The sequence below is a fragment of the Exiguobacterium sp. s160 genome (genome assembly GCF_018617575.1).
GTDB lineage: Bacteria > Bacillota > Bacilli > Exiguobacteriales > Exiguobacteriaceae > Exiguobacterium > Exiguobacterium aestuarii_A.
Genome location: NZ_JACSKK010000003.1, coordinates 33,871 through 60,583, shown reverse-complemented (window position 1 = coordinate 60,583; position 26,713 = coordinate 33,871). Strand labels below are relative to the sequence as shown.

The following is a 26,713-nucleotide window of genomic DNA, read 5'->3' as shown; positions in this document are numbered from 1 at the left end:
CTGTATTTCACTCCTTTATCACGGCATCGATATAGATTTCTGGATTGACGAGCGGCTCGATCGCCTGCGTGATATACGGATGGATGGCTTCTGCCCCGAATCCGTATGCGACCGCAATGATGAGCAACAAGAAGACCGGTACAATCAGACGTTTCGTATATGGGACGAGCGGTCCGTCATACTCGCGCTTCGCTTCTCCCCAGAATCCGTTCAGGAAGATCTTCATGACCGAATAGAGGACGAACAGACTCGACAAGAGAACAAGGAGTGGTCCGAACAGCTCTCCTTCGTCCATCCCACCTGAGACGATCAATAACTTCCCGAAGAATCCACTGAGCGGCGGAATCCCTGCGAGCGAGAGCGCTGCGACGAAGAACGTCCATCCGAACAGTGGGAAGCGTGTGATGAGTCCACCCATATCGCGCAATTGACCGGATTTGGTGATCCCAATCATCATCCCGACGAGCATGAAGAGAACTGCCTTGATGATCATATCGTGAATCAAGTAGTAGAGCGACCCTTCAAGAGACGTCTGCGTGTTGACGGAGATCCCGTACAAAATGACCCCGACCGCGATCATGATGTTGTAGATGATGATCAACTTCACGTCGTTATAGGCGATCGCTCCCGTCATCCCGATGAAGATCGTGAGGACAGCTAGCACCATGAGGAACGTCTGTAAAAATTCACCGTTCCCGTCAAAGAGTAGCGTGTACGTCCGCAAAATCGAGTAGACCCCGACTTTCGTCAAGAGTGCCCCGAACATCGCGAGAATCGGAGTCGGTGCGACCACATACGCTCCAGGGAGCCAGTAATGAAGTGGGACGAGCGCCCCTTTCATCCCGAAGACGATGACGAACATCACACCGATGACGGTAATGACATCCGGGTTATCGACGAGCGGAATTTTCATCGCCAAGTCCGCCAAGTTGAGGGTACCTGTGACGCCGTAAAGCAAGGCGACCGACATGACGAAGAGAGCCGAGGCGATGATGTTCACGAGCAAATACTTGATGGACTCTCGTAATTGGACGCCACGTCCACCTAGAACAATCAACACGTATGAGGACATCAAGAAGACCTCGAAGAAAACGAACAAGTTGAAAATATCACCTGTCGTGAAGGCACCGTTCACCCCGACGAGCAAGAAGAGCATCGAGATGTACAAGTAGTTGCCTTCATATGAGTCTGAGAAGTAATGGACGGCGAACCACACGATGAAGAGCGTGAGGAGAGTCGACGTCGTCACGAGTAGAGCTGACAACATATCCGATACGAGTGTGATCCCGAACGGCGCTTGCCAGTTCCCGAGGTTGAGGGTTTGAATCCCCTCCGTGGAGACCGTGTGCACAAGTAAGAGTGACACGATCGCCGTAATGACTAAAGCTCCAAGAGCCATCCAACGCTGCAGCTGGACCCGTTTTGGCATGAACATCATGATGATGGCCGCAAGCGCAGGAATGACGATTGGAAAGACCGGTAAGTTAATCATACGATTCTGTTCCTTTCATTTCTTCCATATTGTCCGTGCTGAGCTCCTGATACGTGCGGTAGGCAAGTACGAGGAAGAACGCCGTCACCCCGAAACTGATGACGATTGCCGTCAAGACGAGCGCTTGCGGTAACGGGTCTGTGAATTCAGTCACACCGTCGACGAGGACAGGGGCCGCCCCTGTCTTCAAACCTGCCGTCGTCAAGACGAGAAGGTGTGCCGCGTGACTGAACAAGGCTGTGCCGATGATGATGCGTAACAAACTTCTTGAGAGAACAAGATAGACGGCACACATCGTCAGGACACCGATGATGATGCTAACGAAGATTTCCATTATTCACTCTCTCCAATCGTTTGTATAATCGTTAGGGTGATTCCGATGACTACGAGATAGACCCCTAAGTCAAACGCAATCGCCGTATGGAGCGTCTGTTCACCGAGAAGTGGTAAGTCAAACTTCCCATAAGCATGCGTCAAGAACGGACGACCCAAGAATACCGAGTGAAGACCTGTTAAAAGTGCGATCAATAATCCCGTCGCAGTCATGAGACGGTAGTCGATTGGGAGCACGTTCGCAAGTGTCTTCGAATCAAATGCGAGTAGCAACAAGACGAGCGCGGCGGATGTCATCAATCCACCGATGAACCCTCCACCTGGTGAATAGTGCCCGGCAAAGAACAAATCGATCGAGAAGATGATGATGATGAAGAAAATGATAATCGCGGCCGTCTGCAATATGACGTCATTGACGCGTTTGCTGTTTTGCTTCATGTGCACCTTCTCCTTTCGTACGTCGTGTTGTTCTAAATTTAATCATCGTGTAGATCCCGAAAGCCGCAATTCCGAGAACGACGATTTCAAACAAAGTATCAAATCCACGGAAGTCGACGAGGACGACGTTAACCATGTTTTTACCTGCTGCAAGCTCATACACGTTCTCTTTGTAATACTCCGAGATCGAAGTGAGCGATTTGTTCGTGAGCGCCATGAAGCTGAGAAGCGTCACGGTCGTCCCGACGAGAATGGCCACGATGGCATTCCCGACTTTGAAACGCATCCGTACTTCCTTCTTGCTGATGTCCGGCATGTGATAGAACACGAGCAAGAACAAGGCAACCGAGACCGTCTCGATGACAAGCTGCGTGAGTGCCAAGTCAGGTGCACCGAAGAAGACGAAGAACAGTGCCACGCCGTAACCGACAACCCCGAGTAAGATGATGGACGGTAGACGCGAACGCATAAATAGAATCGCGAGTGCTGCAAGCATGACGACAGCTCCGAGCACGTATTCATACGGTGCGATCTCTGCCAAGTTCTCGAACGAGAATCGGTACATGTCGAACCACCAAATGCTAAAGAGCATCATGCCTGAGAGGAAGACGAAAATATAGATCAAATACGACCGGATGAAGCCAGTCATGTAATTGTCTTTAAAGCGATACGCCGCTTTGTTCGACCAGACGAGCGTACCATCGTACATCCCGTTGAGCGTCAAACGGTGTGGGATGCGGTTGTAGATCCCCATCCATTTGCCCATTTGCCAGAATAGCAACGAACCGAGAAGAACGACCCCGATCGTCATGAACAACTCTGGTGTCAAACCATGCCAGAAATAGATGTGAACATCGACTTCTTGTCCTTGCGCAACGAGTGTCGGATAAATCGACTCGACGGCTGGTTTGATGAGCGAGTTCGACAGGACGTTCGGGAAGAACCCGAGACCGACAACGAGAAGCGCGAGGATGGCTGGCGAGATCAACATGCCAATCGGCGCCTCATGCGGTTTCTTCGGCAATTGATCGAACTTCGATTTGCCCATGAACGTCCGGGTAAACAGCATGATGCTGTAGATGAACGTGAACACACTTCCGATGAACGCGATGACCGGAAGTAAGATTCCAATCGTATCGAGTGCGAAGAAGTCGGCCGAGAAGACTTTCGTCGTCGCCTTCAAGAACATCTCTTTACTTAAGAAACCATTAAACGGCGGAAGACCTGCCATCGATAACGAACCGATGACGGCAATCGTGAACGTGATCGGCATGACAGTCATCAGACCGCCAAGCTTACGAATGTCACGTGTGCCCGTCTCGTGGTCGACAATCCCAGCCATCATGAAGAGCGAACCTTTGAATGTCGCGTGGTTGATCAAATGGAAGATTGCTGCAATCGTCGTGACCATAAAGATGTTGTCATCCATACCGTCATAGTGGAGCGCAGCCGCACCTAGACCGAGGAGTGACATGATCAACCCGAGCTGACTGACTGTCGAGAATGCCAAGATTCCCTTCAAGTCGGTCTGCTTCACGGCGTTGAACGAGCCCCAGAACATCGTAAACATCCCAACCCCGGCAATCGTCCATAACCAGACTGATGACTCTTGGAACACCGGGCTCATACGGGCCACAAGATAGAGACCCGCCTTGACCATCGTCGCCGAGTGGAGGTACGCACTGACCGGAGTCGGTGCTTCCATCGCGTCAGGCAACCAGATGTGGAACGGGAACTGCGCCGATTTCGTGAACGCCCCGAGCAAGATGAGAATCATCGCGACAAGGAAGAACGGACTCTCGGCGATGACGCCAGAGTTCGCGACCATATCACGGATGCTGTACGAACCAATCATCGACTCGAGTAAGACGATCCCCCCGAGCATCGACAATCCACCGAATACGGTGAGAAGCATCGACTTCTGTGCGCCGTAGCGTGAACGCTCTTTCTCATACCAGTAACCAATCAACAGGAATGATGAAATCGATGTGAGCTCCCAGAACATATACATGACAATCATGTTGTCCGAGAGAACGACCCCGAGCATCGCACTCATGAACATCAAGAGATACACATAGAAATGCCCGAGTGACTCTTTGTCCTTATTCAAATAATAAATTGAATATAAGACAACGAGTGCGCCAATCCCCGTGATGAGGAGGGCGAACAGTAGACTGAGTCCGTCAACGTATGCCGTGAAGTTAATCCCGAGGGACGGCATCCACGCAATCGTCTCTGTCACGACGTCCCCTGCACTCGTGATCGGAATAAATCCGGCGAAGTAGGTGACGAGCACGACCGGAACGATCAAGACGAACCAGCCTGTATGAATTTGCTTCATCCCCCGAAACAAGAACGGGATGAACGGTGCCGCGAGAAGCGGCAACAAAATAGCTAAATGTAACACCGACAAGAAAATTCCTCCTTCGAACAGAGTCGTACAATAGATTGAGCCGTAAAGTAAGGTCACTTGACTCCATCATGTCTTCCTCATGAGTATAGCGTAAATTTTCAGTCTGTTTCCATGATAAAAGCTTCCAGTCCGCGCACGCCCTCACTAAAATTCCGAATCTTTTAAATATGAAGGAAGCCGACGGAATTTCTTCAAAAAAAATTTGAAATCAGACGATATGTATCGGATTTTTCCGTAAATGAGGGTGTGTGGAATAACTCAACCTATTCCCTACTTGCCTGTCCTTTTCCTTCTTTTCCGTTCGACAAAACAAAAAAGCAGCCGATTTCAATCGGCTGCTACGCAATTATTGTGCTGTTGCGATAAACTCTTTCAATGCTTCTTTTGGTTGGAAGCCCATTGTTTTCGAAACAGGCTCGCCATCTTTGAACATCATGAGTGTCGGGATACTTTGGATTTGGAAAGCACCTGCGACTTCAGGGTTTTCGTCAACGTCGAGTTTCACGATTTGAACTTGGTCACCCATTTCTTGATCGAGTTCTTCGAGAACTGGCGCGATCATGCGACATGGTCCACACCAAGTTGCCCAGAAATCAACGAGGACTACGCCCTCTTTTACATCTTGTTCAAACGATTGAGTCGTTGCGTGTTTAATAGCCATTTGTAAAAACCTCCCCAATAAGATGAGAGAGTCCTGATGTAGAACTCTCATGCAATTCATGTTCAGAGTATACCACGGAGGGTAACAACCCCAAAACGTTTTGCTTATTAGCTATTGACGAGGTGCTTGCGGAACTCTTCTGTCAACATTGGGACGACATCGAACAAATCACCGACGATACCATAGTCCGCCACACTGAAGATGTTCGCTTCCGGATCCTTGTTGATCGCGACGATGACCTTCGCATTACTCATCCCTGCCAAGTGTTGGATCGCTCCAGAGATTCCGCATGCGATGTAAAGGTCTGGTGTGACGACTTTACCGGTCTGTCCGATTTGAAGCGCGTAGTCGCAGTAGTCGGCGTCACATGCTCCACGTGAAGCACCGACCGCTCCTCCGAGAAGTTCAGCCAACTCTTCAAGTGGTTTGAAGCCGTCCTCGCTCTTCACGCCACGTCCGCCTGCGACGATGACTTTCGCTTCCGCCAAGTCGACTTTCCCAGTCGCCTTACGAACGACTTCTTTGACGATCATCGCGAGGTCTTTCAATTCGACTGCTGGCGTTTCAACTGAGACGCTTGCACCTGCTTGACGCGCAAGTGCGTCGATGTTGTTCGGACGAATTGTGAAGAACATGACCGAGTCTTTGAACTTCACTTTCTCGAACGCCTTCCCTGAGTAGATTGGGCGAACGAACTCAGCGTCACGACCTGTTCCCTCGATAGAGACGACGTCACTGATGAGTCCGGCATCGAGACGTGCCGCGAGTTTCGGTGCGATGTCTTTCCCGAGAGCCGTGTGACCGAGGACGATCATGTCTGGACTTTCTTGTTCAATCAACTGACGGAGCACTTGCCCGTAGCCGTCTGGCGTATAGTGTTTGAGGCGATCGTCTTCAACGACGAGGACACGGCTTGCGCCATACTCCCCAAGTTCTTGCGCGAGTGATTGCACGTGATCCCCAATCACGACTGCCGTCACATCGTCTGTCAATTGCTTCGCCGCAGCGATGGCTTCGAATGATACGTTACGTAACGCGCCTTCACGCGCTTCTGCGAGTACTAAAGCTTTCATCTATGATCTCCCCCTTAAATGACTTTCGCTTCCGTGCGAAGAAGTTGTACGAGCTCGCTCACTTGTGTCGACATGTCGCCTTCAAGGATACGGCCGGCTTTCTTCTCCTCTGGTAAGAATCGTTCAATCGTCTCGATTTTCGCTTCGATTTCATCTTCATCGAGGTCGATGTCCATGAGTTCGAGTTCTTCGAGTGGTTTCTTCTTCGCTTTCATGATCCCAGGCAAGCTCGGGTAACGTGGTTCGTTCAACCCTTGTTGCGCCGTCACGAGAAGTGGGAGTGCGACTTCGATGACTTCTGTATCCCCTTCGACGTCACGTGTGACCGTAGCCATCGTGCCGTCGATTTCAAGAGCCGTGATCGTCGTCACGTAGTTCATGTCGAGAAGTTCTGCGACACGTGGTGCGACTTGTCCGCTACCGCCATCGATTGCAACGTTCCCTGCAAAGATGAGGTCTGCGTCTTGTTCTTTCAAGTATGTGGCGAGCACTTTTGAAATCGTGACGTGGTCCGCATCTTCGACATCGTCCTCGATCGAGATCCGAACAGCTTTGTCCGCTCCCATGGCGAGTGCCGTACGAAGCTCTTTGTCCGCGTCTTCCGGTCCTACCGTGACGACCGTGACCTCTCCCCCGAGTGCGTCACGTTTTTGAATCGCTTCTTCGACCGCATATTCGTCATACGGGTTGATGATGAACTCAGCGCCGTCTTCTTGAATTTCCCCATTCTCGAGCTGAATCGCTTCCTCAGTATCAAACGTACGTTTCAGCAAAACAAAAATATTCATGGTTGATCCCCCTTTAGTCAATTCTTTCCCATCATTCATGAATCAGCATTCATTTTTTGAGCTAGTGATAGGGCTCACTGTTAAGTAAGCCCCTTCTTTAACATATGGTGCACATTCGGAAGCGTCGACATCAAGTCATACTTGAAGCCGCTCGCCATCCAGCTCGTCACAACTTCATCGATTGTGCCGAAAATCATCTGACGGGCGAGTCGATAATCTAGATCCTTGTCGAACTCTCCTGTCTCGATTCCGTGTTTGACGACCGAATCGATCAAATTCAAATACGGTTTGAGCACTTCTCCGATTTTTTGGCGAAGCACCAAGTTCGACTGTCGCAGTTCGATTTGTGTCACGACGGCAAGGTCGTAATCGGCCGACAGTTGTTTTAAATGTGATTCGATCAACTGATACAACTGATCTCCGGCTGTCGTCTCGTTCCCGATTTGTTGTTTCGAGTAATCGATGAACAGCCCCATCTTCGCTTGGAACAACTCGATCAAGAGATGCTCCTTGTTTTTGAAGTACAAATAGATCGTGCCGTCCGCGACACCCGCCTCTTTGGCGATGGCTGTCACCTTTGCACCGTGATAGCCATGATTGGCAATTACTTTGACCGCCGCATCAATGATTCGGTCACTTTTCGAAATATGATTTGTCATTAACCCCAAGCTCCTTACCGCTGCAGAAAAATGAATGATGGTTCATTCATTTATTATTCTATCATGCGTACGCTTGGTGTCAACTGCTTTGTTTCACTTGTTTCGCCTTCTCTTCGTCGACGAGGACACGGCGTAAAATCTTACCGACGAACGTCTTCGGCAACTCGTCACGGAACTCGTACAGCTTCGGCACTTTATAGGCCGCGAGCTTCTCACGACAATGTTTATCGAGCTCTTCTTCGGTCACACTCGACCCGTCACGAAGGACGATGAACGCTTTGACCGTCTCACCACGATACGGGTCAGGGACACCGATACAGACCGCTTCCTTGACGGCCGGATGTTCGTAGAGCACTTCTTCGATTTCACGCGGATAGACGTTGAACCCACCTGCGATGATCATGTCTTTCTTCCGGTCGACAATATAGAAGAATCCGTCCTCACCCATATAACCGAGGTCACCCGTCGCGAGCCATCCATCTTTCAAGACGGCTGCCGTCTCCTCCGGCTTTTGCCAATAGCCTTTCATGACTTGTGGACCACTCAACATGATTTCACCGATCTCCCCGATGTCGGCTTCCGTCTCTCCGTCTGCTTTTACTATTTTAGCAGAAGTATCCGACAGCGGCGCACCGATTGAGCCGACAATCCGTTTATCCCATAAGAAGTTCGCATGCGTGACCGGAGATGTCTCAGACAATCCATATCCTTCGACGATGCGACCACCAGTGATCTTCTCGAACTCCTCTTGTACCTCAATCGGAAGCGGTGCCGAACCTGAGATACACGCCTCAATCGAAGACAAGTCATATTTTTTCAGTTTCGGGTCGTTCAAGATCCCGACGTACATCGTCGGAGCACCCGGGAAGAAGTGCGGCTTTTTCTTTTGAATCGTCTTCAGGACATCCGTCACTTCGAAGCGCGGCACGAGGACAAGCTCATACCCGTTCGTGACACCGAAGTTCAGACAGCACGACATCCCGTAAACGTGGAAGAACGGAACGACACACAAGACGCGCTTCTCATCCCCGCGATTGTATTTATAGAATAAGTTCGTGATTTGGTCCGCATTCGCCGTCAAGTTGAAGTGCGTCAACATGACGCCTTTCGGAAGTCCCGTCGTCCCTCCTGTGTATTGAAGAACCGCGACGTCTTCTTTTGGATCGATGTCGAGCGGCGTGACCGGATTAAAGTCTTTGTAGTCTTTAAACGGCGTCGAGCCGGTCGTATCGATCACGATATTATTTTCACGTTTCACTTTAATCGGATACAGCTTGTTTTTCGGGAACGGTAAGTAATCGGCGATACTCGTCGTGATCACGGTCTGAATCTCCGTCTTCTCACTGACACGAAGCGTTTTCGGATAGAGCAAGTCGAGGGTGATGACAATTTTGACGCCCGCATCCGTGATGAGGTTATCAAGCTCCCGTTCCGTATAGAGCGGGTTCGTCTGGACGACCGTCCCTCCTGCATAGAGAACGGCATAGAACGAGATGACATATTGAGGACAGTTCGGGAGCATGAGGCTGACGCGGTCCCCTTTTTCAAGTCCTTTCGCTTGGAGCATCGTGGCGAGTCGACGTGCGGCATCATCGATCTCCGCGAATGTCCACTCTTTCCCGATAAAGGAGACGGCCGTACGATTCGGATAATCCTTTGCTGCGCGAGACAATGCCTCATAGAGCGGCTTTACCTCGTAATCAATCGACTGGGGCATACCTTCTGGATAATCTTGTAACCACGGTTTGTTCATCGCTGTTCCTCCTTGGAAATGAATACTCATTCAGTTAACTCTATTATAATGCTAAGAAAACGCTTTCATCTACCCTTTACCCGATAATTTTCAGAAAATATCAAAAAAAGCGATTGGATTTGTCATCCAATCGCTGTCATACCCGCCTAAAATAGGAATCTTTTGAATCCAGCTGTTCCAACTTCTGATTCATCAGTTGATGCAACTCATTCTCGTGACGAATGTTCGAGAAATCCGTTCCGAACCACGCTTCCATCTCTGGCCGGGAGAAGGCATACGTCCGGTTCGGGAAAGCGAAGCGTACGATCTCCGCATTCGGAATGAGCGTGAAGTAAGTAGCCGCATTCCGAATCGCGAGGCGCTCTTGCTCCGCTCGCTCCATTTCTGGATCTTCATAACGGACGGTCAACCCATAAGGACGCTTCTTCGTCTGCAATTCGACCGAGCGATAACATTCGTGTAGCGGTAAGCTCCCGGCAATCCCGACGACGGCCGCATTATCCCCGACTTTCGAACCTCTATATTCAAAGGCGTTTGGTTCCGGATTCGTGCAACCTGCCAATGTGATGGCGAGAACGAGCAACAGACAGAAGCGTTTCATAGGTGTCCCTCCTTACGATTTGAGTTTTAAGTTGAAGCGGTAGAGCAAGCGTTTGGCGAGTAAGTGCGCCAGGAAGGCCGCAATCACGAAGCCAATCACATACAAGATCATGTTTTGCGGGTACGAGATGACCGAGAACAATACGCCACCTAACATCGCGAAGCAAATGACGATGACGATATGGATGAGCCACAACCAGCTCGAGAACATGAAGAAGCGTCCGTTGTTCTCTTGTGGTGCTTCCTTGAACATCCACAACCCGAGACCGAATGTGAGCACGATGTTCGCGATCGCAAGAATCGGGGCGTACGTGATAAAGTCATTCCACACCGACTGATCCGTATACACTGAATACATATCGACATTGAAAATATTGTTTAGCGGTGACAAAATTCGCATCGGGATACTTTCAAACGCTTCTTCAACGAACAAGAAGAGTCGATCTGGGAAAAAGGCATAGAGTGAACCTTGGACGAGGAGTAAAATCCCCATCGGAAAGATGAGCGCGACAAACGTCCAGATGACTTGTGAGATGGACTCTCCGCCAAACGATCCCATCCATAATGAGAGCGAGAAGAACGAAATTCCGGACAGCATCAAGAATAGAATCATCGCAATCACCTTGAACTCTTTCCCTTCCATCAAGAAGGAGTAATCGGAGAAGCGGATGATGAGGAACATCAACGCCCCACCAATCAAGGTCGATGTTACAATTCCTGTCGCACCGAGCACCCATTTCGATATGTATAGCTGGGTACGCGTGTACGGTAACGACATCGTGAAATCGGACATTTGGCTGTTGCGTTCACTTCCGATCAACACGGACGCCATGAGGGCACCGAAGATGACAAACAAGAAAATGACACCGCCTGACGGAATGAGTCCGTTCAGACCTCCGAGGTATCCGTATCCAGATCCATCCCCGAAGAAGTCTTCCGGCACCATCTCGTTCACATCACCTGTCACGATATCTGGGAAGTCGCTCGGGTTTTGTTTAATTTCAAGAATCTGTTGTTCGTACGCATACATATCCGTCCATACCGGCACTGTGAAGGCGACGATACCTAAGAAGACGAGCAAGATCCAAAGCAGCGACACTTGTTTCCAATCTTTTTTCAACAACACTTTAGACGGCATGAGCTTCTCCTCCTAACTGGATACGGAACACGTCTTCGAGAGACATCGGGATCTCTTCGATGAGCATCGGATTGTATGAATCGATGAACGCCTCGAGCTCGTCCGTCCGTTCTTTTGCCATGAATAGCACGACACGTCCTGTCACACTAATGATTTCGATATCTTTTCGTTCGAGCAACTCGACGGGGACATGATCGTTGAAGACGACTTGCCACTTGATGCTGAGGGCACGCGCCTCTTCGAGCGACATGATCGCTTTGACGCGCCCTTTCTCGATCATGATGATGCGGTCGGCGATTCGTTCGAGTTCGTGTAATTGGTGGCTCGAGACGATGATCGAGCAGTTCCGCTTCTCAACCTGGGCGATCATGAGTTTCAACACGTCTGACTTGGCGACGACGTCTAGACCGTCCGTCGGTTCATCAAGCAGGTAGTATTTCGCTTGGACGGCGAAAGCGAGTGATAACGTGACGAGCGCCTTCTGTCCTTTTGACAGTTGACGAATCTTTTTGTTCTCAATGTTGTAACGCGTCAACGTCTCACGGAAAGCGGAACGATTGAACGATGGATAGATTGATTCGTATAAGTCCGTCGCTTCGTTTACCGTATAATGTTTGAGCGCATCTGCCGAATCCGGTACGAAGATGACGTCCCGCTTCAATCCTGCGTCTTTAAAGATACTTTTCGTTCCATATAACACGTCTCCCTGGTCGGGGCGGATGATTCCGACCATTGTCCGGAGAAGTGTCGTCTTGCCGGCACCGTTACGCCCGACGAGCGCAACGATTTCTCCTGATTCGACGGTAAAGTCAATTCCGTCCAAAATCGTCTGACGGTCGATTTGTTTACTCAGTTGCTCAACTTTCAGCATTGGCTTCCCCTACTTTCTCATATTCGGTCCGCAATACGTCGATGGCTTCTTCTAACGGCACATTCGCATAATGGCAATCAATCGCAATCTTCTTGATCGATGCGATGACCGGTTCTCTTGATGCATCATCGTCTACCCAGTCTTCGGAGACGAACGTCCCGCGCCCGCGTCGCATCTCGAGGAGTCCGAGTCGCTCCAACTCCTGATACGCTTTACTGACTGTGTTTGGATTGACGACGAGGTCGGTTGCGAGTTCGCGCACAGACATCACCTTGTCTCCCGGACGTAAAATGCCGCGGATGACGAGCTCTTTCGTTTGATTGACGATTTGTTCGTATAGCGGTTCTGAACTCTTCATATCGATTTTGTATAACATGGGTCACACCCTCTCATAGTCAATGTCACTCTTTAAGTGTATTATATGTATTAGTACACGTAATTGCAATAGTATCTTGAGGGCACTTTCAGTTTACAGGGAAATGGAAATGATTTGAATAAGACTTTGGACCGAGGTTTCTCCTCGATATATGAGGTACATTGGGAAAGAGGTGACGAATGGATGAAAAAACGAATCGTGGCAGGCATTGTCGGCGGGCTTCTCGCTGCTAGCTTCTTTACGTATACGACACTTGAGAAATCCGAGGCACGAGATGCATATAGTACTTATGTAAAAGAAACGTATCAGGAACAACCCGACATCGAACTGTCACGGGATTGGAAGATGGGCGGTTATGTCGGGGAAGTGATATTGACGAAAGAACCATTCGCCGGCACTTATTTTCTCGAGACGTATGGTGACGGCTCGATCCATGACAATGTGCTCGAGACGTATTGGGAACGTGAGGCGGAACGAACGATTCACGAGCAGCTCGTATCGGAAGGAATCCTAAAAGAAGAAGAGACCGTCCGTGCGGAGGTGCCGATCGGTGTGTCCGATGAAACACAAGCGAACGTCAGCCCGACCCCGACGTCTATCTATGAAACGAATCCGGAAACGTATCTCGACGTCTCGATCATGTTTCATGAAGACTGGAACAACACGGACGAACAAAAACAGCGCATTCTCAACGTCATCCGCGAAATCGAGTCTGACGTCTACTGGATCCATTTCTCGTTCGACGGGAAGCCAGGTGGCAATGACGACTATACGGAACGGTATATGATGTTCACGCGTGAAGCGTCTGATATCGACCCGTCATTCCTCGACGTGCGGACGATTGAGGATTTGAACGCCTACGACCGTCTGTACGGATTCGACGAGACGACGTTCATGACAGAATATCAATTTGATGGCACTCCGATCGAAGACGAGACGACACGGTAATTTCGGTGTCGTCTTTTTTTGAGCGTTTGACTTTACACACAATCCGAAACATTGTATCGTTTGACAAGTCAACGATTGATAAGTCAATTGAGAAAGGTGGGACGCAATGGACCTACGTGAAATCAGCCGATTACTTTACCAAATCAAGTTGGCAGAACAAAACGTCGCATCGTCGTTCGAACGGGAAACGGGCTTCAGCCTGACCCGCTACGAGATGCTACAAGTCGTCAAAGAACGAGGCGTTTGTTCGCAACGCGAGATAAAAGAAGAAATGAAAATCGATAATGCCGCCATCACCCGACACTTAAAGATCCTCGAAGAAAAAGGATATGTCGTCAGAGAGCGGAACGCGGAGAACCATCGCGAGATGTTCGTCCGTGTGACAGAGAAGGCAGAGCAAGACCTCGGGCACTGCGAACGAGACGAACAAGCCAACCACCTCGTCTTACAAGCCTTGTCCGCTGAAGAGATTCACCAATTATCTGGGCTGCTTCAAAAACTGAACAGTCACGCCTAAACAGAGAAAGAAGGAATTCACCAATGGCAACTACATTCGAAAACAATACATTCAAAGACGTCATGTTCGGTCGTAAATCAATCCGTGTCTATGACGAGAACGTGAAAATCTCACAAGAAGAGATGCTCGAGATGATTCAGGAAGCAACAACTGCCCCATCATCGGTCAACATGCAGCCATGGCGCTTCGTCGTCGTCGAAAGCCCAGAAGCGAAAGAGACGCTAAAGCCGCTCATCAAATTCAACACACGTCAAAACGATTCATCTTCTGCGATGCTCCTCATCTTTGGAGACATGGAGTGCTACGAGTACGGCGAACAAATCTACGATCAAGCGGTCGCAGAAGGCAAAATGCCACAAGAAGTTCGTGACCAACAACTCGGCGCAATCATCCCTTACTACAAAAACCTCTCGAAACAAGAGATGAATGACATCGTGAAGATCGATGCAAGTCTCGCAGCGATGCAATTCATGCTCACAGCGCGTGCACACGGCTATGACACGAACCCAATCGGCGGTTTCGAGAAAGAGCAACTCGCTGAAGCGTTCGGTCTCGACAAAGACCGTTATGTGCCAGTGATGATCTTGTCTGTCGGGAAAGCCGCAGAAGAAGGTTACGAATCAGTTCGTCTTGACGCTCAAACGGTCACATCGTTCAAATAATTCACCACACAATCGGAGGAATCAACCATGATCTTAGTCAACGCCACATTCGATATCCAAGCATCACAACGCGAAAACTTCTTGCGTGACATCCAAGTCTTGATCGACTCATCAAAACAAGAAGCGGGCTGCGTCGGATATGACCTATACGAGTCAACGTCTGTCGAGAACCGTTTCGTCATGATTGAGAACTGGGAAGACCAAGCCGCTCTCGAGCAGCATAACCAAAACCCGGTCCTCATCAACTTCGCACAAAACGTCGCGAACTACGTGTCTGCGAAACCGGTCGTACAAGTAGCAGCAGTCAACTAATATGTCGACGCTCACCCTTGTGCTCGGGACACTCGTCGCCATCGAATTCTTCTATATCTTCTATTTAGAAACGATTGCGACAGCGTCTTCCTCGACGTCACGTGTCTTCCGCATGTCGAAAGACGAACTGACGAGAGACTCGGTATCGGTTTTATTCAAAAATCAAGGAGTGTATAACGGATTGATCGGGGTCGGGCTCTTATACGGGCTATACGTCTCCCCCAATTCGGTCGAGATTGTCACTATGATTCTGACCTATATTATTCTCGTTGCCCTATATGGCAGTATCACGAGTGACAAGAAGATTATCCTGACACAAGGTGGGCTCGCCATCTTGACGTTGATCTCGATGGTGATGTCATGACAGAAAAAGCGTTCGACCTGTTGAAAAGGTCGGACGCTTTTTTGCTTGTATCTACTATACTAAAGAAGAGGTGATGATTTTGAGATACACATGCCCATGTTGTGGCTACCAGACGTTAGAAGAAGAACCTCCAGGCACATACGACATTTGTCGAATCTGTTTTTGGGAGGACGACGGGGGTCAATTCGACGATCCCGATTATGAAGGCGGTGCGAATACGGTGTCGCTTCGACAGGCTCAACAGAATTACATACGATTTGGTGCGAGTGAACGACTTTTTTCTGACTCTGTCAGAAAACCAAATGAACGCGACAGAAAAGACCCAGACTGGAAACCGTATCCTAACAAGCTGACATAATAGTATAAGAGGTGACCTTAATCATTCATCTCATTGAATCTTCCCCCACATCGCTTCATCGACGACAAAGAACGATTCATGAGAACATACCGCGAGCACGCACGTATCCTCCGCATAAAACATCAAGTCTTCTGGAAGTTCTGGATGGATCCATCTGAACAATGAGCCACCATGCTCTTTTAGGAACTGTGCTGTCCGATAATTCATATGGAACGAATATAAATACGCCGCATCACCAGGCAGTCTTGTCGTCTCCCATTCACTTACGATGGTTCGTTCCATCAAATCCCAACGAACCTCTTCCGTCAGTACATCCATATACGCCAAGCGCTCTTCTTCAATCTCCATTCGGCGCCTGTCTTCCACGAACGCAAAGTGAGTGCAGTGCTCAAGCAAAGTATCGATGAGCGCCTCATAGCGCTTCCCCTTTATATCCTGAGTGATCATCAGCATGCTTCAAGTCTCCTAAGGCGAAGAAACAAAGATACCCGTCTCTTCCGTAATCTCGAACGAATCTTGATTCCATCTCACTTCAATCGTCCCGACTCGTTCCGGTTCTTCGATACTTCGATATAATCGCCTTACCTCCATGTCGAAAGTGAAAAAGCCACTGGACTGTTTCATATACCCTTCTTCATTCACATATGTATTTGTCTGATCCCCAATCAGCGTAAATGCGTCACAGCTCTCATCTTCACATTGTACCGAATATGTTCCCTCGAACCAGCTCACGAAGTCATCCATATCTGGACTTGTCGTATACATCGGTGTCACCCAGGCCCAAGCTACAATCAACACAATAAAACCGAAGAACAACCACTTTTTCATGCACTCTCCCCCACTTTCACTATCCAAAGTCTACCATATCCAAATCATCAAATAAAAAACCGCCCTGACCGAAGTCAGAGCGGAATCGTATTACAGGACGAAAATCGCTGCAGATACACCGACGACACCGACGAGCGCCATCGCATATACCGGCACACGTGGCATTTCACCATTGTTGTCGAGTGCTTTCCCGAACATGTAGAAGACGATCGGGTGCACGAGGAACGGCATCGAGAAGATGAGCGGGATAAGAAGCGACGCTTCCGTCCCGAACATTCCGCCTTGAACCGCTGCGAACAAGCCGAAGTGCGAGATCGCTGACGATTGTGCCATCGTCGTGTAATCAAATGCAATCGTGCTGAACGTCAAGATGACGAGACCACCGAATACGGCCATCATCTGCCATCCAAACGAGAATTGCATGAGCGCTTTGACTTCTTTGAAGTCTTCTCCGTTCGCCGCACGTAAGTTTTTCAACGCGAGCGCCGTGAGCGCGAGACCAATCAAGACAATAATCATCGTCGGCCAAATCCAGAGCGCGCCGTTGTCGGCACTGACTGCGAGGATTGAGAAGACGAAGATGTGTCCGAAGAACGGGATGTTGATCATGATTGGCGCACGTTTCGCCGCCACTTGACCGAAGTCCCCAGCCGTACACGCACCTGTGAGACCACTGTGCGAAAGCGACCCCGCCATACCTGGCGCGAGGTTACGGATATGACCCGTACGAGCGAACCACATGATGAGTGCGATTCCACCGAACATCCAGAACAACTGACCGAAGAAACCGTACACGAGAATCGAGTTCATGCCTTCGATGGCGAACGCGTCACCGATTCGTGAACCACCAACCATGAAGTTAGCAGCCAAGACGACCGGGATCCCTGCGAAGAGAAGTGCGCGGACAGTCGGTCCATACGTCCAGTTATGGAAGATGGCACCGAGTGCTGACGAAATCAACATCGCGAAGAAGATTTGCGGAAGTGCGATAATCGGCTGAACTGCTGTCGCAATCAAGAACGAGACGAACAAGATAACAAGCAAGAGGACTGTCTCGATGACACCTTTTTGCATGTATACTTTCTTGTCCTGAATCTGTGCTTTATGGTCGATGAGTAAGAACGACACAGCGAGACCGAGAAGTGCGAGGATTGGGTAGTAAAGCGCAATCCCTTCTGCCGTACCTGGCTCGATTGCCATACGGAAGAACCCTTCCAAACCGACGAGCAAGAAGAACGAACGGAGGATGAAGATGAACTGCGTACGTCCCGTTCCGAGGAACATCTCCTCTTTTGCAGGAACGACGATGTCCTCCATGTCGAGCTCTTGTTTGCTTAAGATTTTACGAAGTTCCTGTCCACCGACGAAGAACGAAACGACTAACGCGATGATTGTCGTCCGTGACAAGAAGTCGACGAGCGGGAATTCAGGAAGACCCGGTGTCGCGATGCCGAGCTCGACCATCCCGAATCCGAGACCGAGACCGAAGATGACGATGACGAGGATCGGCGAGAAACGCGTCCCTGCCACGACCATACGAGATAAAATGACCATTGGAATGATGAAGGCCATAAGCAACCAGAATTGGTTGATGAGTTGCATTTGAGATAATTGCTGTACAAGTTCCATTGACTAACCCCTAACATAATTTTTAGCACACAATATCGAAGTGTACAGGAATGAACATATTGTGACAATAGGGTGTGATGTTTTGTAAACATTGAAAGCGGAACCAAGTGAAATTGGTCCCGCTTTCGTTAGTTATTGAATTTTCTGAGACCCCAAATGCCTTTATTTCCTGTGGAATAAAAGAGGTCCTCTTTCCCAGTAAAGCTCGCTGAATCACTGGAATGCGCACGAATCTGTTTATTAACGTGCCCTTTCCAATCTTTATAGCGATCGAGCTCGAGTTGATAATACGATTTTTCGACATATGCATAAATGTCCTTTAAAGATGCCGTCCCACCATGGTGTTGGAGAGCGAATTGGATTTTGCGTAGTAATAGGCGTTTCACATCTCTCATCTCCTTATATGAAAAGTAATTATGTATACCTAATTTATCCATACCCTTTCTAAAAAAGTTACAGGTTTTTAGGTGTATTTCCTTTATAATAGGAATATAGACCTGAATATCTCATGTTTGGAAGAAAGGAAATCGATATGACTCAAAAGCGTTACTCAAGTGAATTAGAAATTTTAGAAGAAGTATCTTCTCATCATCAGCTATCACCTAGTCTCCTTCAAAATATTCTCACCACTTCAAAAGCTAATTATTATGGTGAAGCTACGTCTCCGACTAAACGCCAAAAAGAATTAGAAGAAGAATTGAAATATCTAATTAAAAAAGGGAACTCATTAACACATTCCACATCATCCAATAAAAAATCTGGGTTGAAACTTGTTCGTATTCAATTAAATAATTACAAAACATACTTAAATTCTCAAACAATTAACTTTGATACACATACAGATGATAAAAACATCGTTTTGATTGGTGGTTTGAATGGCGCTGGAAAAACAACCATTTTAAAAGCAGTTCGTTACTTATTATATGGCAAGCGTGGCATGACCGATACGGAGTTTCAACAACAGTTTACAAATACGATTAACAATTCATTCTTCGAACAAGGTGGTCGCGAAGCTAGTGCTTCTCTCGTTTTCGAACCTGGAGACGGGCATCATTACGAAATTAAAGTCGTTTGGCAATACAATAGTAAAAAACAAGTTGTGTCTGAAAGCAAGACGTTCAGTAAGCGAACGATTGGTGCAGCTCGTCCAAAACGTAATGAACAGATTGGTTCACACAACGTAGATGATTTCAACCGTACCATCGATAAATTAATCCCATTTGAAGCTTCTCAATTCTTAATTTTTGATGGGGAAGAAATCCGACGCATTATTTCTTCTAGAAATTCTGCCGACTTTAAAGCGACAATCAGACGAATGAACGGAATGTCTTATTTTAACGAGTTAAAAGGTGACTTAGACAAAATCTATTCAAAGAAAGTCAACGAGTTAGCTACCGCTCAGAAAAGTACCGAGTTGTTAAAATTCAACAAGAAAATAACTACACTCAAAGAACAATTACATGAGCTTACAGAAAAACGAAATAAAGCCGAGAGTCGAGTATCAACATACAATAAACAACTCGATCACTTTAAGAAACTTCGAAACGAGAAGCTCATGCAGAACAACGAGTCGAGAGAACAATTTGTTTCAACCATGAGTTCTTTAAGAGCACAGCATACTCAAGTATTGGAGCAAATTTCTAAGTTGTTTTTTGAGAAAGGGATTCAATCATTTGCATCTAAAAAAATTGATGCGTTAAAAAAACGACTTACTCTAGAACAACAATTTACATCTGATCAGCAACGCGTGGAACAGATTTTAGCACCTTATCAGCAATTTATGTCTAAACTACTCTCAGAGCCAATCGATCCACCATTGACTGAAGAACAGCTGCATCAGGTTGAGGAAATTGGTAAGAATATTTGGTTATCGAAGGAGAATTATAAAGCTTCTACCACTTCAGAAAATCAGCAAATTTGGCACGACCTTTCGCCAAATGACCGTAGACTGATTATGAATGTAGACGCATCTCGCACTAAGGAAATGATTGTTGAACTAATCAAGAAAGAAAAAAATCTTAAGCATTCAATTGATCAGCTCCAGCAGAAAATTGATTTAGCCCCTTCTGCAATCAGTGTTGACGAAGAAGATAAAAAGATTCAGGAAATTACTGAGGTGCTCGGTAAAACTAAGAGCATTTATCTCAACATTAAAAAGAAAGAACAAGAGTGCATTCAAGAAATTCGTTCTCTGGAATCAAAACTAAAAGGAACAAAGTCTACTGCAACAAATGCAATCGACTTAGCTGATGATGTACAGCTTTATGGAAAAATCAAAGAAGCAATTGATGAGTATTCAACAAAAGTACTAGACTGGAAAATTGATTTGATTAGTGAACAATTCGATCAGATGTTGAACAAACTTATGAGAAAACAAGATGAATTCGGTCGTGCTTTCGTTGATCGCCGTAAAATGATGATACGCATTGAAAATGAACGCGGCGCTGAAATTTCAGTCGAAGAACGTTCAGCCGGTGAAATGCAAATTATCTCATCTGCATTTATTTGGGGAATGATCAAAGCAGCTGATTTAGATTTACCGATGATTATCGATACGCCACTTGGTCGTTTAGACAGCTATCATCGCAAAAATCTAGTCGAACATTTCTATAAACATCTCAGTAAACAAGTTGTGATTCTCTCAACTGATACGGAAATCACTCCGGAATATGTAGAGTTGATGAAGGAATACACTTCAAAACAAATCATGTTGGACTACAACCAAAAAGAGAAATATACGCTTATTCGCGAAGGTTATTTCGAATTAGTGAAAGGATAAGATTATGGATTCTAAAGGAATTAAATTGTCACAAGTAAGTAAGAATCGAATCGATACCATTATTGGACACATCGAACATTACGTTCCGAAAGACACGAGGCCATTTGTTGTAAAACTAAGTCTGATGCACGGAATTGAAAATCACTCCGTTTCATCTGTACTCCCTACCGAATTGAGTTCAAGTGCTTGGGATATGGGCTCAATCATTAATGGGAATGACTACTTACTCGCTAAACACCTTATCATCAACGAACTGCAAGAAGAAATCGATGATGAGAAAGTTATTCGAGACCATATGAAACGTTTCATTGAGTTAGGTGTGAAAGACATTGCTTCGTTGCTCGAATCAGATGATGCAATTTTTGAAGAAGAATTTTTAATTAAACTTCTTTCCGTATAATCTCAGCGATTTCGCTGAGATTTTTCTTACGAAAATTTCTAATTTTTGTTGAGCTGTTCGCTTTTTTCATACGAACACTTATGTTAGACTTTTTGTATAAAAACATTGTATTTATTTAAAATTACGTACGTAATTTTAAATAAAGGAGGATAATTCATGGATCCTAATTTCAGCTATAACTTCCCCGCATTACGAGGAAAACAGGCAGAAAAAGAATATTTCGTCGTTATGTGTCCATTAAAACTGATTCCAAAAATCTTCTTATTCGATGAAGAGGAAGTCCCGCCACAATATCGCTCACAGCGGATTTTGAATAAATCTAGAGTTCCAGACATTACAAATTACATTGTAGATCAGTCTAAGGACTATGTATTTTCATCCCTTACAGCTTCCATTGATGGTGAAATTCAGTTCACTCCGTTTACAGATGAACCAAACTTTAAAGACTTAGGCAAACTCTCGATAGCACTGGATTCCCGTTTTTTAATTAATGATGGTCAACACCGAAGAGCAGCGATTGAAGAAGCTTTAAAAATCATGCCTGAATTAGGTAATGAAACAATTTCTGTTGTATTCTTTCATGACGAAGGTTTAGAACGATCTCAACAAATCTTTTCAGATTTGAATCGACATGCCGTTAACACGACATCATCTATCGGTATTTTATATGACCATCGCGACCAGTTGTCGCTCCTAACTAAAGAAATCGTTGAAGAGATTCCGTTGTTAAAACGATATACAGAAATGGAGAAAACGTCCCTCTCCAAGAATTCACCAAAACTTTTAGCGTTAAATCATATTTATAATGCAAATAAACGACTAATTAATAAGAAAAAAGGTGCTCTTTTAACTGAAGAAGACGCATTGAACATCAAAACGTTTTGGCTAACTCTATGCAATAGTATTCATGAATGGGAACAAGTATTTAATAAAGAAATCTCCCCTCGTGATTTACGTATGATTTCAATTGCGGGTCAAGGTTTATTTATCGAAGCAGCGGCTGAAGTTGCGCGCTCTTTAATTGAACAAAAACCTGATACATGGACAGCCTACCTTACAAAATTTAAAGATATTGATTGGAGCCGTTCAAACGAAAAAGATTGGAAAGGTCGTGCCTTTAACGAAAACGGCAGAATTTTAAAGAACAACTACACTATTCGATTGACTGCCATACGAATAAAATCGCTAATCGGCATCAAGCTCACGAAAGAAGAGAAAGATTTCGATCAACAAAAATCAAGCATGAACGTATTATGACTGTTTTGGCACGAGAGGATGACAATTTATGACACAAGGTATTATTAGTAACTTATTTACTCAGCATGAAGGAGATACTGTTTCTAGACGCTCCATCGATTTGATCAAACGTGTTTATTTAAATGACACACGTCCATGGGTGGTCGGATTTAGTGGCGGAAAAGATTCTACACTAACGACTCAACTCATTTTCGAAGCGTTGCTAGAGCTTTCACCAGAACAGTTGCATAAGAAGGTATTTATCATTTCTTCTGACACTTTGGTAGAAAACCCACTCGTCGTTTCCATGATTAACGGCTCTTTACACCGCATGCAGGAAGCCGCTTTAAAATATAATCTCCCGATCGAAACACAAAAAGTTAAACCACTTACAGAAAAAACTTTTTGGACGAATATTATCGGACGTGGCTATCCTACTCCAAACCAAACGTTTAGATGGTGTACAGATCGTCTTAAAATCGACCCTGCTAACCGCTTCATTAAAGATAAAGTGTCAAAATACGGCGAAATTATTATGGTACTTGGTGTCCGTTCATCTGAGAGCACGAGCCGAGGCCAATCAATAAAAGACCATGAGATTTCAGGTAGCGAATTGATGCGACACACATCACTAGCGAATGCTTATGTATTTGCCCCAATTAAAGAATTTGTTCTAGATGATGTATGGAGCTACCTTCTTCAAAACCCAGCTCCGTGGGGAGAAGACCATCACAAGTTGCAGAAAATGTACATGGATTCAAGTAGCGAATGTCCATTAGTCGTTGACCAAAACATTAAAGAAAGTGCTGGTTCTTGTGGGAATAGCCGTTTTGGTTGCTGGACGTGTACGGTTGTCAATCAAGATAAATCGCTTACTGGTTTTATTCAAACTGGTGAACATGACTGGTTAAAACCATTATTGAAGTTCCGTAATAAAATGGTGCTCATTCGTGACGACCGTTCTAAACGAATGCATAAACGAATGAATGGTGCCTTCTATTTATTAGAAGTTCAACATGAAATCAAAGAAGATGGAATCTATATTGTTCAAAAGAAAAAAGGCGGTCGTGCTGCCACTTCTCATAAAGTAGTTGACCGAATTGAAGATTTGACTGATGAGTCTGTTCTTGTCGTTCCTAAAGCACAATTAAGTCAATTTATCGCAAAACACAATATTGACTTGAGCAAACCTGAAGAGTTTAATATTCAGTTTGTCGTTACCGAAACAAACGAGGATGGGCAATCTGTATACTCACACCTTGGTCTTGGTCCTTTCACACTAGCTACTAGAACTGAACTAATGCGCGACTTATTGATTTTACAACGTGATTTAAAAGTTCCAAATTCAGTCGAGTACAAATTAATTCAGGATGATGAGTTACGAGCAATTCGTCGCTTATGGCTCCGTGAAGGTGATTGGAACGATACGTTACCAGAACTTTATCGCGAAGTATTCGGCGTCGACCTGGATTGGGAACATGATGATCGTCAGATTCTAACAAGTGACCAAGCGAATGATTTAGAACTTCTTTCTCAAAAGCATGGTCTTGATTTCAATATGGTTCAAAAACTATTTACAACAGCAAATGATTTTCTAGGTGTAAAGGTTAAACGAGGATTTAATAAAGATGTCGCTGCGCTATTGAGCCAAGACTATTTAACCCTTTACAAAGAGCAAGGAGTTTTAGAGAGAGATGAAGATTGAATCGATTGTCTTAAAGAATATTGGAGCATATAAAAATCAAACATTTGATTTCAAGAATGAAAACTCTAATAAAAATGTTATTTTAATCGGCGGGAAAAATGGAGCGGGTAAAACAACCTTTTTAAACGCACTTCGCACTGGATTATATGGTAGTCAGGCGTTTGGGATTAAAGCACCCACTCCATCTTACTTCAAAGAAATTGAGAAATTAATCAATAGCGAAGTAAGAGATCAACGAGAAAGATATAGTACCACTAAACAAGTTTCAAAAATCCAAATTACGTTTACAACAACAACGAATCAAACAACATCACGCTATTTATTTGAACGATCATGGGGAATCGACGCTAAGAATATTAAAGAATACTTTAATATCTATCGTGATGGAAATACCTTTGCACTAGCAGAGAAGGATAAGAGTCAAGTCTATTCATTATTCTTAGAGCGTACTCCCCTCTATTTGTTTAATGTCTCATTATTTGATGGAGAGACAATTAATCAAATTATTAATGAAGGGAAACTATCTGAGTACCTAGATGATTTGATGAAAAGTGCATTTAAATTAGAGATTCCAGATTTATTAACGGAAACAATCGAATCACTTGTACGAGACGAAGCCAAGACTAAGCTATCTAAAGATAAATCAAAACGTTTAGATGCGCTTAAAAAACAGCTAAGTGAATCCGAACAAAAATTGCAAAACGTTCAAGTCGATAAGTCTCAGCTTCTTCAGAATATCGAAGTTAGTGAAGCAGAAATCACTGCCTTCTCTGAATCGTTACGCGCACACGACGTGATTAGTAAAGAAGAAGAAGCAAAATTGAAAGAGGAAATAAGAAACCTAGAACAAGAACGACAGAAATTAAAGCAGTCTACGTCAGACTTTTTCAGTGAGTACTACGCTTTTTCTATCAATCATCACTTGCTTGAAAAAGCTGCAGAACAAGTAGAATCAGAACTATTGATAAGAAGTGTAGAAGATTTAGAAAAAGTCTTCACCGATGAGTTCTATAAGAATGTTTCACGTAATTTAGGAGGATCTGTAGAACATGATTCACTGAAGAATGAGTTCAATGCGGCTTTAAAAACGGCTGTTCCGAAAACGGAAATTATTCATGATGCCTCGTTCGGTTCGAAGGCAAAAGTTGAAAATATGATTTCTTCAGTAAACGCTCAATCTTCCTCACCTCTCTTGGCAAACATTAATCGCGATGACGAAATCATAGAGGAACTGAAGACATTACGAAGAAAACTAGTGATTAGAGAAGAGAATCATGCAGATTTTGAAAAACAATTTGAGGAATTGAATCAACTCAAAGTTAGTCATCTTCATTTGAACGAGCAGTTAGAACGTATTGTTAAACTTGAAGAAGAGCTCCAAAATCAGTACTCGATGTTAGTGGAAGAAAACGCCTCACTTCAACAAGAAATCGAGAAAATCACTTCAAAATCGAGCTTATTATCGCAAAACGCTACTTCAATATTAGCTTTACTAGAAGACTTCAAACTTCAACAGCGATATAAAGTCATTCGGAGTGTTGAAGAAAATGCGTTACGCATGTTAAAAACATTGATGCGTAAAGAAGATTACGTAGATAAGCTATCGATTCTACCCGAAGATTTCTCGTTAACTTTGTCATCTAAGGACCAGTCTCAAATTTCTGTAGCTACGCTATCTTCTGGTGAGAAACAGATTCTACTTCTTTCATTAATCTGGGCAATTTTCAAAGTTTCCGAAAATCAAATGCCATTTATCTTCGATACTTTGTTAGGCCGATTAGATCGAGATCACCGTTATAACATTTTACGTAACTTACTTCCTAACTTTGGTGAACAAGTGTTAGTGCTATCTACAGACTCAGAGATTAGCAAAGATTACTATGATGTACTCAAACCATCGATTTCTAAAGAGTATAGTCTTCAGTTTGATAATGAACATTTAGAAACACGAGTCATTCCATCGTATTTTGAATTTGAAAACGCGCAGGTGAAAAACTCATGAACTACCGTCTTAAATTAACTGAACAAACGCATCTCTATTTTAAAGAGATTGCAAACTCAACTCATATCACACCAAACATCCTAGCTCGTTTCGCCGTTGGAATATCATTAAAAAACGAAAAAACTCCATCAAGCGTTAAAGGTCAGCCCATTTCTAATTTTGAAATCAATCGTGCCACCTTAACGGGAGAACACGACGAGATGTTTAAAATGATGATTCTTCAACATGCTAAACGCCATATTGAAGAAGAACGATATTTTCCAGATTATTTTAATGCACATATTACTCGAGGTGCCGAAGAGCTTTATCAAATGTTCCAATTTTCTAGAAGTACCAATCAATTCTTAAGAGAGTTATTGGCTCTCCAGGAGGGATAAC

Annotated in this window: 29 protein-coding genes; 12 read left to right on the top strand and 17 right to left on the bottom strand. The window is 45.3% G+C overall.

Translation table 11 applies throughout. From position 1 onward, the window contains the following. Window positions 1-7: 7 nt before the first annotated feature. The 13 genes from KNO86_RS08660 to KNO86_RS08600 all read right to left on the bottom strand — a co-directional run bounded on the left by KNO86_RS08660 (window position 8) and on the right by KNO86_RS08600 (window position 12,595). Window positions 8-1,492 (bottom strand): Na+/H+ antiporter subunit D, encoded by a 1,485-nt coding sequence (locus KNO86_RS08660; protein ID WP_214695242.1) that lies wholly within the window; start codon window positions 1,490-1,492, stop codon window positions 8-10. Continuing rightward, window positions 1,485-1,826 carry a Na(+)/H(+) antiporter subunit C gene (locus KNO86_RS08655; protein WP_015881093.1) on the bottom strand — a complete coding sequence of 114 codons (342 nt, stop codon included), beginning with the start codon at window positions 1,824-1,826 and terminating at the stop codon, window positions 1,485-1,487. Before KNO86_RS08655 ends, KNO86_RS08660 begins: the two co-directional genes overlap by 8 nt. Further along, a complete protein-coding gene (locus KNO86_RS08650) occupies window positions 1,826-2,263 on the bottom strand; it encodes a Na(+)/H(+) antiporter subunit B (protein WP_214695240.1) in 438 nt (145 codons plus the stop codon). The genes KNO86_RS08655 and KNO86_RS08650 overlap by 1 nt, the downstream gene beginning before the upstream one ends. Continuing rightward, the gene (locus KNO86_RS08645) at window positions 2,235-4,676 is read right to left on the bottom strand and encodes a Na+/H+ antiporter subunit A (RefSeq protein WP_214695238.1); all 2,442 of its coding nucleotides are present in this window, start codon (window positions 4,674-4,676) and stop codon (window positions 2,235-2,237) included. The genes KNO86_RS08650 and KNO86_RS08645 overlap by 29 nt, the downstream gene beginning before the upstream one ends. 346 nt (window positions 4,677-5,022) lie before the next feature. After that, entirely contained in the window at window positions 5,023-5,337 is a 315-nt protein-coding gene (trxA, locus tag KNO86_RS08640) for a thioredoxin (protein WP_015881090.1), read from the bottom strand. A gap of 107 nt (window positions 5,338-5,444) precedes the next feature. After that, window positions 5,445-6,410, bottom strand: a complete 966-nt coding sequence (locus KNO86_RS08635) for an electron transfer flavoprotein subunit alpha/FixB family protein (RefSeq protein ID WP_214695236.1) — start codon at window positions 6,408-6,410, stop codon at window positions 5,445-5,447. Between the two features lie 14 nt (window positions 6,411-6,424). Then, on the bottom strand, window positions 6,425-7,198 hold the full coding sequence (locus tag KNO86_RS08630; protein WP_214695234.1) for an electron transfer flavoprotein subunit beta/FixA family protein: 774 nt from the start codon (window positions 7,196-7,198) through the stop codon (window positions 6,425-6,427). A gap of 80 nt (window positions 7,199-7,278) precedes the next feature. Further along, complete coding sequence (locus KNO86_RS08625; RefSeq protein ID WP_214695232.1) at window positions 7,279-7,857, bottom strand: fatty acid metabolism transcriptional regulator FadR; 579 nt, start codon at window positions 7,855-7,857, stop codon at window positions 7,279-7,281. 79 nt (window positions 7,858-7,936) lie between these two features. Continuing rightward, a complete protein-coding gene (locus tag KNO86_RS08620) occupies window positions 7,937-9,610 on the bottom strand; it encodes an AMP-binding protein (RefSeq protein WP_214695230.1) in 1,674 nt (557 codons plus the stop codon). A 136-nt stretch (window positions 9,611-9,746) separates the two neighbouring features. Next, window positions 9,747-10,211 carry a DUF4825 domain-containing protein gene (locus KNO86_RS08615; RefSeq protein WP_214695229.1) on the bottom strand — a complete coding sequence of 155 codons (465 nt, stop codon included), beginning with the start codon at window positions 10,209-10,211 and terminating at the stop codon, window positions 9,747-9,749. A 12-nt stretch (window positions 10,212-10,223) separates the two neighbouring features. Continuing rightward, a complete protein-coding gene (locus KNO86_RS08610) occupies window positions 10,224-11,348 on the bottom strand; it encodes an ABC transporter permease subunit (RefSeq protein WP_214695227.1) in 1,125 nt (374 codons plus the stop codon). After that, complete coding sequence (locus KNO86_RS08605; RefSeq protein WP_214695225.1) at window positions 11,338-12,219, bottom strand: ABC transporter ATP-binding protein; 882 nt, start codon at window positions 12,217-12,219, stop codon at window positions 11,338-11,340. Before KNO86_RS08605 ends, KNO86_RS08610 begins: the two co-directional genes overlap by 11 nt. Next, a complete protein-coding gene (locus KNO86_RS08600; protein ID WP_214695224.1) occupies window positions 12,206-12,595 on the bottom strand; it encodes a GntR family transcriptional regulator in 390 nt (129 codons plus the stop codon). Before KNO86_RS08600 ends, KNO86_RS08605 begins: the two co-directional genes overlap by 14 nt. 183 nt (window positions 12,596-12,778) lie before the next feature. Here KNO86_RS08600 and KNO86_RS08595 point away from each other — a divergent pair, with 183 nt between their 5' ends. The 6 genes from KNO86_RS08595 to KNO86_RS08570 all read left to right on the top strand — a co-directional run bounded on the left by KNO86_RS08595 (window position 12,779) and on the right by KNO86_RS08570 (window position 15,756). Further along, complete coding sequence (locus KNO86_RS08595) at window positions 12,779-13,543, top strand: hypothetical protein (protein WP_214695222.1); 765 nt, start codon at window positions 12,779-12,781, stop codon at window positions 13,541-13,543. 106 nt (window positions 13,544-13,649) lie between these two features. Further along, the gene (locus KNO86_RS08590) at window positions 13,650-14,060 is read left to right on the top strand and encodes a MarR family winged helix-turn-helix transcriptional regulator (RefSeq protein WP_214695221.1); all 411 of its coding nucleotides are present in this window, start codon (window positions 13,650-13,652) and stop codon (window positions 14,058-14,060) included. Between the two features lie 23 nt (window positions 14,061-14,083). Continuing rightward, window positions 14,084-14,722: a nitroreductase family protein gene (locus tag KNO86_RS08585; RefSeq protein ID WP_214695219.1), complete on the top strand. Its 639-nt coding sequence runs from the start codon at window positions 14,084-14,086 to the stop codon at window positions 14,720-14,722. A gap of 27 nt (window positions 14,723-14,749) precedes the next feature. Beyond that, entirely contained in the window at window positions 14,750-15,034 is a 285-nt protein-coding gene (locus tag KNO86_RS08580; RefSeq protein WP_026826548.1) for a putative quinol monooxygenase, read from the top strand. Between the two features lies 1 nt (window position 15,035). Further along, window positions 15,036-15,398, top strand: coding sequence for a DUF1304 domain-containing protein (locus KNO86_RS08575; protein ID WP_214695218.1), 363 nt, complete (start codon window positions 15,036-15,038; stop codon window positions 15,396-15,398). A gap of 79 nt (window positions 15,399-15,477) precedes the next feature. After that, window positions 15,478-15,756: a CPCC family cysteine-rich protein gene (locus tag KNO86_RS08570; protein WP_214695216.1), complete on the top strand. Its 279-nt coding sequence runs from the start codon at window positions 15,478-15,480 to the stop codon at window positions 15,754-15,756. A gap of 30 nt (window positions 15,757-15,786) precedes the next feature. On the opposite strand, the gene KNO86_RS08565 is transcribed toward KNO86_RS08570, so the two are convergent. The 4 genes from KNO86_RS08565 to KNO86_RS08550 all read right to left on the bottom strand — a co-directional run bounded on the left by KNO86_RS08565 (window position 15,787) and on the right by KNO86_RS08550 (window position 18,608). After that, window positions 15,787-16,209, bottom strand: coding sequence for a stage III sporulation protein AH (locus tag KNO86_RS08565; RefSeq protein ID WP_251126974.1), 423 nt, complete (start codon window positions 16,207-16,209; stop codon window positions 15,787-15,789). Window positions 16,210-16,221: 12 nt separating this feature from the next. Beyond that, window positions 16,222-16,584: a hypothetical protein gene (locus KNO86_RS08560; protein WP_214695215.1), complete on the bottom strand. Its 363-nt coding sequence runs from the start codon at window positions 16,582-16,584 to the stop codon at window positions 16,222-16,224. A 90-nt stretch (window positions 16,585-16,674) separates the two neighbouring features. Beyond that, entirely contained in the window at window positions 16,675-18,213 is a 1,539-nt protein-coding gene (locus KNO86_RS08555; RefSeq protein ID WP_214695213.1) for a hypothetical protein, read from the bottom strand. Window positions 18,214-18,341: 128 nt separating this feature from the next. Further along, window positions 18,342-18,608 carry a hypothetical protein gene (locus KNO86_RS08550; RefSeq protein WP_251126973.1) on the bottom strand — a complete coding sequence of 89 codons (267 nt, stop codon included), beginning with the start codon at window positions 18,606-18,608 and terminating at the stop codon, window positions 18,342-18,344. Between the two features lie 137 nt (window positions 18,609-18,745). Here KNO86_RS08550 and dndD (KNO86_RS08545) point away from each other — a divergent pair, with 137 nt between their 5' ends. The 6 genes from dndD (KNO86_RS08545) to KNO86_RS08520 all read left to right on the top strand — a co-directional run bounded on the left by dndD (KNO86_RS08545) (window position 18,746) and on the right by KNO86_RS08520 (window position 26,712). Continuing rightward, entirely contained in the window at window positions 18,746-20,992 is a 2,247-nt protein-coding gene (gene dndD, locus KNO86_RS08545) for a DNA sulfur modification protein DndD (protein ID WP_214695210.1), read from the top strand. 4 nt (window positions 20,993-20,996) lie between these two features. Beyond that, window positions 20,997-21,392, top strand: a complete 396-nt coding sequence (locus KNO86_RS08540; RefSeq protein WP_214695208.1) for a hypothetical protein — start codon at window positions 20,997-20,999, stop codon at window positions 21,390-21,392. A gap of 156 nt (window positions 21,393-21,548) precedes the next feature. Further along, complete coding sequence (gene dndB, locus KNO86_RS08535; protein ID WP_015881068.1) at window positions 21,549-22,649, top strand: DNA sulfur modification protein DndB; 1,101 nt, start codon at window positions 21,549-21,551, stop codon at window positions 22,647-22,649. A gap of 28 nt (window positions 22,650-22,677) precedes the next feature. Then, complete coding sequence (gene dndC, locus KNO86_RS08530) at window positions 22,678-24,333, top strand: DNA phosphorothioation system sulfurtransferase DndC (RefSeq protein ID WP_214695206.1); 1,656 nt, start codon at window positions 22,678-22,680, stop codon at window positions 24,331-24,333. Further along, the gene (gene dndD, locus KNO86_RS08525) at window positions 24,323-26,335 is read left to right on the top strand and encodes a DNA sulfur modification protein DndD (protein ID WP_214695204.1); all 2,013 of its coding nucleotides are present in this window, start codon (window positions 24,323-24,325) and stop codon (window positions 26,333-26,335) included. Before dndC ends, dndD (KNO86_RS08525) begins: the two co-directional genes overlap by 11 nt. Continuing rightward, window positions 26,332-26,712, top strand: a complete 381-nt coding sequence (locus KNO86_RS08520) for a DndE family protein (protein ID WP_015881065.1) — start codon at window positions 26,332-26,334, stop codon at window positions 26,710-26,712. Before dndD (KNO86_RS08525) ends, KNO86_RS08520 begins: the two co-directional genes overlap by 4 nt. Window position 26,713 lies beyond the last annotated feature (1 nt).

Coding starts and splice junctions, on each gene's coding strand:
- KNO86_RS08655 (WP_015881093.1), bottom strand. CDS start 1,826: ATGGAAATCTTCGTTAGCATCATCATCGGTGTCCTGACGATGTGTGCC.
- KNO86_RS08555 (WP_214695213.1), bottom strand. CDS start 18,213: ATGGAACTTGTACAGCAATTATCTCAAATGCAACTCATCAACCAATTC.
- KNO86_RS08630 (WP_214695234.1), bottom strand. CDS start 7,198: ATGAATATTTTTGTTTTGCTGAAACGTACGTTTGATACTGAGGAAGCG.
- KNO86_RS08625 (WP_214695232.1), bottom strand. CDS start 7,857: ATGACAAATCATATTTCGAAAAGTGACCGAATCATTGATGCGGCGGTC.
- KNO86_RS08615 (WP_214695229.1), bottom strand. CDS start 10,211: ATGAAACGCTTCTGTCTGTTGCTCGTTCTCGCCATCACATTGGCAGGT.
- KNO86_RS08560 (WP_214695215.1), bottom strand. CDS start 16,584: ATGAAAAAGTGGTTGTTCTTCGGTTTTATTGTGTTGATTGTAGCTTGG.
- KNO86_RS08590 (WP_214695221.1), top strand. CDS start 13,650: ATGGACCTACGTGAAATCAGCCGATTACTTTACCAAATCAAGTTGGCA.
- KNO86_RS08600 (WP_214695224.1), bottom strand. CDS start 12,595: ATGTTATACAAAATCGATATGAAGAGTTCAGAACCGCTATACGAACAA.
- KNO86_RS08540 (WP_214695208.1), top strand. CDS start 20,997: ATGGATTCTAAAGGAATTAAATTGTCACAAGTAAGTAAGAATCGAATC.
- KNO86_RS08620 (WP_214695230.1), bottom strand. CDS start 9,610: ATGAACAAACCGTGGTTACAAGATTATCCAGAAGGTATGCCCCAGTCG.
- KNO86_RS08580 (WP_026826548.1), top strand. CDS start 14,750: ATGATCTTAGTCAACGCCACATTCGATATCCAAGCATCACAACGCGAA.
- KNO86_RS08575 (WP_214695218.1), top strand. CDS start 15,036: ATGTCGACGCTCACCCTTGTGCTCGGGACACTCGTCGCCATCGAATTC.
- dndC (WP_214695206.1), top strand. CDS start 22,678: ATGACACAAGGTATTATTAGTAACTTATTTACTCAGCATGAAGGAGAT.
- KNO86_RS08635 (WP_214695236.1), bottom strand. CDS start 6,410: ATGAAAGCTTTAGTACTCGCAGAAGCGCGTGAAGGCGCGTTACGTAAC.
- KNO86_RS08595 (WP_214695222.1), top strand. CDS start 12,779: ATGAAAAAACGAATCGTGGCAGGCATTGTCGGCGGGCTTCTCGCTGCT.
- dndD (WP_214695210.1), top strand. CDS start 18,746: ATGACTCAAAAGCGTTACTCAAGTGAATTAGAAATTTTAGAAGAAGTA.
- KNO86_RS08520 (WP_015881065.1), top strand. CDS start 26,332: ATGAACTACCGTCTTAAATTAACTGAACAAACGCATCTCTATTTTAAA.
- KNO86_RS08660 (WP_214695242.1), bottom strand. CDS start 1,492: ATGATTAACTTACCGGTCTTTCCAATCGTCATTCCTGCGCTTGCGGCC.
- dndD (WP_214695204.1), top strand. CDS start 24,323: ATGAAGATTGAATCGATTGTCTTAAAGAATATTGGAGCATATAAAAAT.
- dndB (WP_015881068.1), top strand. CDS start 21,549: ATGGATCCTAATTTCAGCTATAACTTCCCCGCATTACGAGGAAAACAG.
- KNO86_RS08610 (WP_214695227.1), bottom strand. CDS start 11,348: ATGCCGTCTAAAGTGTTGTTGAAAAAAGATTGGAAACAAGTGTCGCTG.
- trxA (WP_015881090.1), bottom strand. CDS start 5,337: ATGGCTATTAAACACGCAACGACTCAATCGTTTGAACAAGATGTAAAA.
- KNO86_RS08650 (WP_214695240.1), bottom strand. CDS start 2,263: ATGAAGCAAAACAGCAAACGCGTCAATGACGTCATATTGCAGACGGCC.
- KNO86_RS08550 (WP_251126973.1), bottom strand. CDS start 18,608: ATGAGAGATGTGAAACGCCTATTACTACGCAAAATCCAATTCGCTCTC.
- KNO86_RS08605 (WP_214695225.1), bottom strand. CDS start 12,219: ATGCTGAAAGTTGAGCAACTGAGTAAACAAATCGACCGTCAGACGATT.
- KNO86_RS08585 (WP_214695219.1), top strand. CDS start 14,084: ATGGCAACTACATTCGAAAACAATACATTCAAAGACGTCATGTTCGGT.
- KNO86_RS08565 (WP_251126974.1), bottom strand. CDS start 16,209: ATGCTGATGATCACTCAGGATATAAAGGGGAAGCGCTATGAGGCGCTC.